The sequence below is a fragment of the Dielma fastidiosa genome, assembly GCF_000313565.1.
Taxonomy (GTDB): Bacteria; Bacillota_I; Bacilli_A; order Erysipelotrichales; family Erysipelotrichaceae; genus Dielma; species Dielma fastidiosa.
The window spans coordinates 1-9,896 of sequence record NZ_HE578935.1; the positions used below are offsets into that span (position 1 = coordinate 1).

The 9,896-nt window shown below is 30.6% G+C and carries 8 protein-coding genes; all 8 read left to right on the forward strand.

Translation table 11 applies throughout. From position 1 onward, the window contains the following. The first annotated feature begins 263 nt into the window (after positions 1–263). The 8 genes from DAHG_RS17930 to DAHG_RS17965 are packed head-to-tail and all read left to right on the forward strand — an operon-like array spanning position 264 to position 9,740. Positions 264–1,616 carry an O-antigen ligase family protein gene (locus tag DAHG_RS17930; protein ID WP_022939729.1) on the forward strand — a complete coding sequence of 451 codons (1,353 nt, stop codon included), beginning with the start codon at positions 264–266 and terminating at the stop codon, positions 1,614–1,616. A 46-nt stretch (positions 1,617–1,662) separates the two neighbouring features. Further along, positions 1,663–2,250, forward strand: coding sequence for a sugar transferase (locus DAHG_RS17935; RefSeq protein WP_022939730.1), 588 nt, complete (start codon positions 1,663–1,665; stop codon positions 2,248–2,250). Position 2,251: 1 nt separating this feature from the next. Next, positions 2,252–3,130 (forward strand): NAD-dependent epimerase/dehydratase family protein, encoded by an 879-nt coding sequence (locus DAHG_RS21030; RefSeq protein ID WP_022939731.1) that lies wholly within the window; start codon positions 2,252–2,254, stop codon positions 3,128–3,130. Next, complete coding sequence (locus DAHG_RS17945; RefSeq protein WP_022939732.1) at positions 3,127–4,218, forward strand: glycosyltransferase; 1,092 nt, start codon at positions 3,127–3,129, stop codon at positions 4,216–4,218. Before DAHG_RS21030 ends, DAHG_RS17945 begins: the two co-directional genes overlap by 4 nt. A gap of 17 nt (positions 4,219–4,235) precedes the next feature. Beyond that, positions 4,236–5,273, forward strand: a complete 1,038-nt coding sequence (locus DAHG_RS17950; RefSeq protein ID WP_022939733.1) for a glycosyltransferase family 2 protein — start codon at positions 4,236–4,238, stop codon at positions 5,271–5,273. Positions 5,274–5,275: 2 nt separating this feature from the next. Continuing rightward, positions 5,276–7,138 carry a polysaccharide biosynthesis protein gene (locus DAHG_RS17955; RefSeq protein WP_022939734.1) on the forward strand — a complete coding sequence of 621 codons (1,863 nt, stop codon included), beginning with the start codon at positions 5,276–5,278 and terminating at the stop codon, positions 7,136–7,138. Beyond that, on the forward strand, positions 7,135–8,661 hold the full coding sequence (locus DAHG_RS17960; RefSeq protein ID WP_022939735.1) for a lipopolysaccharide biosynthesis protein: 1,527 nt from the start codon (positions 7,135–7,137) through the stop codon (positions 8,659–8,661). The genes DAHG_RS17955 and DAHG_RS17960 overlap by 4 nt, the downstream gene beginning before the upstream one ends. Then, positions 8,661–9,740 carry a glycosyltransferase family 4 protein gene (locus tag DAHG_RS17965; protein WP_022939736.1) on the forward strand — a complete coding sequence of 360 codons (1,080 nt, stop codon included), beginning with the start codon at positions 8,661–8,663 and terminating at the stop codon, positions 9,738–9,740. The genes DAHG_RS17960 and DAHG_RS17965 overlap by 1 nt, the downstream gene beginning before the upstream one ends. Positions 9,741–9,896 lie beyond the last annotated feature (156 nt).

The window sequence follows — 9,896 nt, forward strand, 5'->3', positions numbered from 1 at the left end:
GCTTTCCATAAAATAAAAAATTTGCTTTATATTAAGGACAATATAAATATTCAATTCTTTTATTCAGGCATATACCCGATTACATTTCTGTTAACTAAGGCATTAAAGTTATAAAAAAGATTCCTTCTCTTGATAATAAAAGGCTAAATTAATAACCATATATTTCAATAAAATTAAAAAGTATCATCTTTGCATGATTAGGGAATTACATTGAGTCAATAATTGTAATGTGATAAAATTAGTATTAGAAATGGAGGTTGATCATGAGCGATTTACAAAGATACATTTCGAATATTTGTCAGCATTTCATTTTTATCTTATTAATTGGTTTAATGCTATTTATACCTGCTTCACACTATCTAATACTTGCAGCAGGTAATCACTATAATGCAATACAAAACAGTATATACGTAATAAGCTTACTCTTATTCATAACGATGATATTTGGAGTAGTATTAGGCGGCTTAAGATTCAATGCAAAATTTATACCTGTACTAATTTGTCTAATGACTGTACTAGCAATTCTCTCAACGATAAGGTCTATAAATCCGAACACCTCAATCTGGGGTACAAATGGCCGTTTTGAAGGCTTATTCATGTTGCTGTCTTATTACACGATATTTTTAAGCTCAGCCATTTTAAATGATGATAAGCTGCGCTTGAATCTAATAAGAATTTTCTTATTTATTGGTGTGGTTCATTCATTATATGGGCTCTGTCAACGATTTGATCTATTTGAAAACATAGTCATTGACCGTTACGCTAGTTATCATGCTATAAGTGGTGTGGCTGGTAATCCTAATTTCATGGGAACATATACAGTTTTACTATGTGGCTTAGCCAGTGCCTTCTTCTATTTTTCCAAAACAATTAAAGAAAGAATTATTTATTTAATATGTTTAATTTTATTTTTGCTAACAATGATATTAACTGATGCTATGAGTGCATTGTTTGGAACCTGCATAATGATTATTGTTTTCTTTGTATATTTATTTCTGACCAGAAAACAATATTCAAATTATAGTGAACCATTTAGCTCATTTAAACTTCTGTTAGTAGCTATGGTTATTGGAATTTTTGGTTTATTCTCTTTACTTTTACTTACAGATAACAATTACATTGAACAAATTATAGTGATGTTTGAAGATTTAAAAAATTTACTAACAGGCGGTGAAATCACAGTAGAATCTGGTGCAAGAAGGTTTTTGGTTTGGAAAGAGTCATTGACTTTAGTACCCACATACTGGCTATCCGGAAGCGGCCCCGATACATTTGGTGAAGCCTATCATGCTGTATTTCCTGTACGAGATGAATTTTTTAACAAGGCTCATAATGAGTATATTCAAATACTTATCACTCAGGGCATACCAGTTTTGCTATGCTATTTAACACTCTATTTTTACACTATTAAGAAAAGTATTAATGAGTTTAAAAGGATGTATCTGAAAAAAGATTTAAAATTCGATTATTTATATATTGGTTTATTTATTGCTGTTATAGGTTATCTATTTCAGGCAATATTTAATATAAGCGTAATCGACGTTGCACCATTTTTTTGGATGATATTAGGATTACTGTCAGGCTGGGCATGGAATAAATCCAGCAGATTTGTTTAAAACATGGGGACGCTGTTCCCATTTATTTTTAGAGGGAGGGATGATCATGTACAGAAAATATTTAAAACGATGGTTCGATTTTATATTTGCTTTAATAGCATTGATTATTTTAAGCCCTCTATTTTTATGCATTTTCATTGTTATTAAATCTAATTCTGCTGGTCCTGCTGTATTTAAGCAAGCTAGAATTGGCAGAAATGGTCAAGTCTTTCAGATGTATAAGTTTCGAACAATGGCTTTAAATGCTCCAACAAATTGCCCAACACATTTATTTGAAAAACCAGAAGCCTTTATCACAAAACCCGGTAAGTTCATGCGTGGTACTAGCTTAGATGAACTGCCGCAGCTAATAAACATTTTAAAAGGTGATATGAGTATAGTAGGGCCAAGACCCAGTCTAGTGAATCAAGCCGATTTAATTCTGCTGAGAAATAACAATGGATCTTCCGCCGTTCGGCCAGGTTTAACCGGACTAGCACAAATCAATGGACGTGATGAACTGCCAATTGATCAAAAAGCTAATTATGATGGTATCTATGCAGAACATATAACATTCTTAAAGGATCTTAAAATCATAATCAATACCATTTTCATTGTATTAACACATAGCGGAATTAAAGAGGGGAAGCAGTAATATGATAGCTATAACTGGTATAACAGGTCATAGTGGCCGTTATTTTTATCAAGAACTCATAAAACATAAATATAAAGAAAAAATATGTTTTTTAGTTAGAGAAAGTTCAGATACTACCTTTATCGCGAATCAATCTAATTTCCATATTATTAAAGTTGATTTAAATCAAGATGATTCTTTAACAATGGCTTTATCAAATATAGATACGATTATCCATATAGCAGGAATTCAATATTCGCTTAATATTGTAAAAGCAGCTATAATTAATAAATGTAAAAGATTGATTGTTGTACATACAACTGGGAGTTATTCAAAATATAAAGAAGCTGCGTCTGAATATATAAAAATTGATCAGGAACTTGCCCGTTACCAAACCCAAATAAAAATTACTGTTTTAAGACCTACAATGATTTATGGTGATCTATGTGATCATAACATGAGTAAATTTATTAAAATGATCGATCAACTCAAATTGTATCCTAATATTGCCGGTGGTCATTGCCTAATTCAACCTGTTCATGCAGCGGATTTAGGTCTTGCATATTACCAAGTATTAACTAATTCCAATACTGAAGGAAAAGAATATATTCTCTCAGGCGAAAAGCCTATTGAATTAATTAAATGCTTAAAAATAATAAAAACTCAGCTTAATAGTCATAACTTATTTATTCATGTACCTTTATGGTTAGCTATATTCAGTGCAAAATGTTTAAAGTTTATCTCGCTTGGAAAAATTGATATTATCGAAAAAGTACAACGAATGGGAGAAGACCGCTCTTATGATCATCAGGCAGCAACTCGTGATTTCGGCTTTCAGCCTAGATGCTTTGAGCAAGGCATATATAATGAAATAATTCAGTATAAGGAGATGAAGAAATGAAGCGTGTATTATTTATCGCCCATGTAGAGAGTCATATTTTACATTTTCATTTACCCTTTTTAAAAATCTTTCAGGACAATGGATATGAAACACATGTAGCTACTAATGGCAAAGAAATTATTCCCTATTGCAATATTCAACATAATATATGTTTTGAACGTTCACCATTAAATATAAATAATATTAAAGCTTTTCATGAATTAAGAAAACTATTAAATGAAACTGAATTTGACATCATACATTGTCATACGCCGGTTGGCGGAGTTTTAGGCAGATTAGCATGGGCTCATTCAAAAAATAAGGAGATTGCTAAAATTTTTTATACAGCTCATGGTTTTCATTTTTATAATAAGGCTTCTAGTTTCAGCTGGCTGCTTTATTATCCAATTGAAAAATATCTGGCAAAATATACCGATGTGTTACTAACAATCAATGAAGAAGATTACACGAATGCACAGCAGTTTCATTTGCATAATAATGGCAAAGTTTATAAAATTAATGGTGTAGGAATTGATATCAATGCTATTGATAAAATAGTAGTTAATCCTATGTCAGTGCGTGCTGCATTAAAGCTTTCTTTGAATGATGTTGTATTGATAACAGTAGGTGAATTAAATAAAAACAAAAATCAGGAAATGATTCTTAAAGCAATGCACAAGAGTAACAATCCAAACCTAAAGCTATTGATATGTGGGAAAGGTAAGTATGAAACTAAATTACAGCGATTAATTCATGACTTAAAACTTCAAAATCAAGTTTTTATGCTTGGTTATCGTACTGATATTATTGAATTATTAAAAACTGCTGATGTATTTATTTTCCCTTCTCATCGAGAAGGTCTATCAGTGGCGGCTATGCAAGCCATAGCATGTAATAAAATATGCTTCCTATCTGAAATAAGAGGAAATATTGACTTAAAAGAATATGGTTCTAATATCTATTACTTTGATGAAAATAAGCCTGAAGAATTGGCACAATTATTGAATCAAATCCAAAATATTAAAATCAAGCCAAGAACTGATAAAATCATGGAATTAGATATTCATAATATAATATCTGAAATGAAAAATATATATGGCTTAAAATAGCGATTGGAGGTGGCTGGATGAAATTTTCTTTAATAATAACAGTATATAATATTGATAATTATTTAGAAGATTGCTTAAATTCAGTATGTGAACAAGATCTTCCAGTCAATGAATATGAGGTGATCTGTATTGATGACGGATCGTTAGATGATTCAACAAACATCATTAAGAAATATCAAAGCCAATATTCGAATATAATATTAATCAGCCAAAAAAATAAAGGTGTAAGTGCTGCAAGAAATCAAGGTATTGCTGCCGCAAGTGGTGAATTTATATGGTTCATTGACGGTGATGATATGATTGCTCCAAATTGTCTAAAAGAATTATATGAAACGCTATGTAAAGATGATTTAAAGATATTAAGTTTTCAGTATATAACTATTTCTGAACAATTTTCTTATAATCACGATATGCTGCCCTGCTCGTATCAGAGTGGATATGTTAAAACAGCAAATACATATGTTTCATCTGTATGGCAAAAAGTATTTAGGAGAAATTTTATAAATAAAACTTTTAATGAACATTTGCTATATGGTGAGGATGATGAGTTCATATTTTCACTTGTTTTAAAAGAATGGCCGATAAGAGAGTATCAAAAAATAATATATTTCTATCGACAAAGAAGGCAATCAATCACACATATACATAGTAATAGTATAAATCAAATCAAGCTTGAGAATACTTTATGGCGTATCAGGCATTATTTAGATAATAAAGGAATCTTAATTCAAAATGCTAGTCACAAACAACTGGAATTAATTAATTATTATGAATATAACTTATATGCCGTTATGTTAATTAATTTAGGTAAGCTAAAACCATTTTGTAAGCAGCAGCAAACATATTTCCGTATTTTAAAAAATTTAGGTGTCTATCCATATCCAATACAATGGAAACGGATGCGCATGAATGACAACCCAATGCTATTTAAAATTAAATTAAGAAAATTCTTCACTGAATTAATTCGTTTATGGCTGCCTATTAGAGCTTATTTTTTCATATTTAATTGCTTTTATTATTTATATTTGAGTCCGAGTGATTCGATTGGAGATTAAAGATGAATCTTAATAAATCAGCAAAATATAGAGAACTAATAATTTTGAGTATTGATCTTACAATTGTAACTTTATCCTTTTTGATTACCACTTGGGGAAGATTTGATTTCAGTCTTCATCAGTTATTGGTTTATGGTTTTCAAATGAATCTGTATAAAGGGATAGGTGTATTAATCGTATATCTAATTTGTTTTTGGAAATTTAAAATATATAAAAGTGTATGGAAATACATGGGTATTGAGGAAACCAAAAGTATTGCTTTTGCAGTAGGCAGTGCTACCGCCATCTTGTTGCTTTATACATTCATATTCAATTTTAAGACAATGCTGATTAATATAATTTTAGTTTCAGGAATGCTCACCATTCTAGCTATGTTCAGTTTGAGAGCCGGTTATAAATTATTCAAAAGATCGGCACTTGAGAATGATAAGAAAACTAGAGTCTTAATAATTGGTGCGGGAGATGCTGGTTATATTTTGCTGAAAGAGCTTGAACAGTACGAAAACGATAAAATTGACATTGTGGGTTTTGTTGATGATTATAAAAATGGTGTGATTATTTCAGGTAAAAAAGTTCTAGGTACAATCAATGATATAGCTGAAATAGTAAAACAATATCAGATACAGCTGTTCTACTTTGCTATGCCAAATGCTTCCAAAGAATTGAAAATGCGTGTATTTGAAATCATAGAACCTTTAAATATTAAGACTAAGATGGTTAATATGAGTACAACTACATTAAAAGAAAGTGAACTAGCTAACAGGCATCTTCCAATACAGGATATATCCATTGAAGATTTGTTAGGCCGTGGTGAAATTCAGTTGGAACAGGATGAGATTACTTCTTATGTTACAGGACAGATAATCATGGTTACTGGAGCTGGAGGCTCTATCGGATCAGAATTATGCCGGCAGATCGTAAAATATCAGCCTAAAATGCTATTGCTTGTGGATATAAATGAAAATGGTTTATATATGTTGGAACAAGAGTTTAATCATTTAAAAATTTCAAATGAATTATCTTCAGAAATTGTAATTCGATCATTAATAGCATCGATTCGAGATCTAAATGCTATTAGTGAGATAATATGTGCCTATCAGCCATCTACCGTTTTCCATGCAGCAGCACATAAGCATGTACCCTTAATGGAAAATAGTCCTAAGGAAGCAATTAAGAATAATGTATTCGGTACGAATCATGTACTTACTGCTTGTATTAAATATGAAGTAAAACGGTTTATCTTAATATCCACTGATAAAGCAGTCAACCCAACTAATGTTATGGGTGCAACAAAACGTATGACAGAGTTAATGCTTGAAGCAAACAGAAATAATGGAGTTACAAAATTAGCTGCTGTGCGTTTTGGCAATGTTTTAGGTTCTAGTGGATCTGTAATTCCTATCTTTCAAGAGCAGATTAAAAATGGCGGACCGGTAACGATAACAGATAAAAACATTTGCCGATACTTTATGACTATCCCTGAGGCAGCACAGCTGGTGTTACAGGCTGGTTACTATGCAAACAAGGGAGAAACCTTCATATTAGACATGGGGCAGCCAGAACGCATTCTTGAGCTTGCTGAGCGTATGATTAGACTCGCTGGTTATGAACCCTATAAAGATATTGATATAGTTGAAATTGGCCTTAGGGCTGGCGAAAAGATGTTTGAAGAGTTACATTCTGATACTGAAGAAGTTAGTAAAACAAAAAATAATTTAATTTTTGTTAACAAACCGATCAATATAAGTACAGATGAAATCAATGTTAAGTTGGATATTTTACGAAATCATTTGAATGATGATAATGATGAATTAAAAAAATTATTGTTCAAATTAATTTGTATTGAAGATAAGGTAACATTATGAGAACAATTAATTCTATATTGAATTCTGGCTTTGCGGTTGTATCGCAATTCATTATCTTAATATTTGCTTTCATTACAAGAACAGTATTTATTAGAATATTGGGTTCTGAATATTTAGGCTTTGATGCTTTATTTACAAACATCTTAAGTATTTTATCAATTGTAGATTTAGGATTGGGGACGGCTTTAAACTTCTCGCTATATTCGCCAATAAGGAATAATGAACGCCAAAAAGTGGCAGCTATTGTTCAGTATTTTAAGAAAATATTTTGCCGGCTTGGAGTTCTTCTATTTATTCTTGCATTTTGTATTACACCTTTTATCGGTTTGTTTGTCAAAGGCAGTGTTAATAGTATACCTTACATGCAGAAAGTATTCGTATTTTATGCTTTCCTTACATTTTCCAGCTATTTTTTCACCGATGTTCGAACTGTTTACTATGCACACCAGCAAAATTATAAAGTCTTAATGTTTGACTTTTTGGCTAAAATTTTTACAAAGACGCTGCAAGTAATCATTCTTTTAATCCATCCTAGTTATCTTTGGTACTTAGGGATTGAGATTATAATTACGTTATTCTTTAATTTTAGATTAATGAAAAAAGCACATAAAGAGTATTCTGAATTTTATACACATCCTTCGGAATTAAAAGAGGACGAGCGGCAGACTATTTTTAATGACATAAAATTTCTAAGTTTATCAAAAATTGCTAATGTTGGTATCAACGGAACTGACAGCATTATCATTTCTAAATTTGTAGGCACTGCGGCACTGGGCGTTTATAGTAATTACTTTTTAATTTTATCATCAGCTTCAAACTTGCTCTGGAGTTTACTGAATGGTGTCGTTGCTTCACTGGGAGATTTATTTGCTGAAAATGATAGTACAAAGATCCATCAGATTTTCAACCTTTATAATTTTATTTCAGTTCAGGTCAGTACATTTTATGCGGTGGCGACAATCTGCTTGATTCAACCCTTTATTCATATGTGGATTGGCAAAAACTATGTGATGAGTTTTACTGTTGTATTGGTAGTAATTTTTAATAATTATTATGGATTAGTAACAGCACCGCTATCGAATGTTATCGTGACTAAAGGCTTGTTTAAACAAGAGTTGCCGATTCGTTTATTGCAGGTTGTGATTAATTTAGTTGTTTCAGTTGTATTAGCTGTCAATTACGGTTTGCTTGGTGTTTTTGTCGGAACCGCAGTTAGTAATATAATTTCATATTTTTTAATTGTGTATATGGTTGTTAAATCAGGTTTAAATTTAAAATTAACTGATTACATTTTCAAAGAGGTAAAATACATTATTATTTCATTCTTACAGATTGCTGCAATCTGTCTATTAAATCAGATGTTAGCATTCCAATATGGTATCATATCGTTTATTTTGAATATGTGTATGGTTATTGTTTCATTTTTACTTTTAGAATTACTATTTTATAGAAAAAATGCTCAAATGTTAGTTCTTGTCAATATTATAAAGTCGCAAATTGGCAGATATAAAGGGGCTAAATAATGAAAAAATTATGTTTTATAGTATATAACTTCAATCATTCAGGTGGAATGGAAAAGGTAAATTCTATTTTAGTTAATGAATTAGCTACACATCAAGAATATGATATTACATTACTTTCTTTATTTGGCGATATAGGAAATGAATTTTTCAAACTATCTGATAAATCAAATATTAACATTAAATATTTATTTAATAAATCAATCAATGTCAGAATGCATGCCAAATATATAATTGATACTATTGAAAAAGAAATTTTATCTAATCATTATCAGGTTGTAATTAGTGGTGATTTAAGAACGTACTTAGCTAAAATAAAAAAGAAAAATCAAGATAAATTCAAATTAATATTATGGGAGCATTTTAATTGCACACAACCTTTTTCCTTATTATCAGATCTAGGCCGTAGATATTATTTGAAATATGTTGACAGCTTAGTGGTCTTAACAAAACGTGATCAGTCAAATTATGTCCGAAAGTTTGGTTGTAAAAGTAAGATAATACAGATATATAATCCTTTATTAATTACAAACGATGTTTATTCTGATATACAGCAAAAGAGAATACTGACAATCGGACGTATTGAGTATCAGAAAGGTTATGATAAACTGATTAATATTGCTAAAGTAATCGCTGGCAAATGTAAAGATTGGTCATGGGATATATATGGAGATGGTCTTGAAATAGAAAAACTTAAAGAGAGGATCGCCAAGGAAGGGTTAAATAATTTCATTCATTTAAAAGGAAAATCTAAAGCAATCGATGAAATCTATTCTAATTATTCTATATTCGCATTAACTTCACGATACGAAGGAATGCCACTTGTTTTACTAGAAGCATATGCCCATCATCTTCCTATGATAAGTTTTGATTGCGATTGCGGTCCATCAGAAATTATCAGAGATTGTGAAAATGGGTTTTTGATACCTTGTTATGATGAATGTGGTTATGCTATTAAACTATTAGAACTAATTAAAGATGAAAAATTAAGAATAGATTTTAGTAATAATAGTAATTTATCCGTAAGAGAGTTTGATCTTGATTATATCCTGAATCAGTGGATGGAATTAATTAATGCTTGAATTATAGACACAGCAATTTCTGCGTGTGTCTTTTTTTCTTTTCAGTAAAAATATGCCATTAGCTTGTATTTTTCTATAAGTGCATGTGCCTTTTATCTTTTGGCTAGTTATTCATTAGGATGATAAATAGGAGGGTTCTTTCTCTTTATTGAAAGC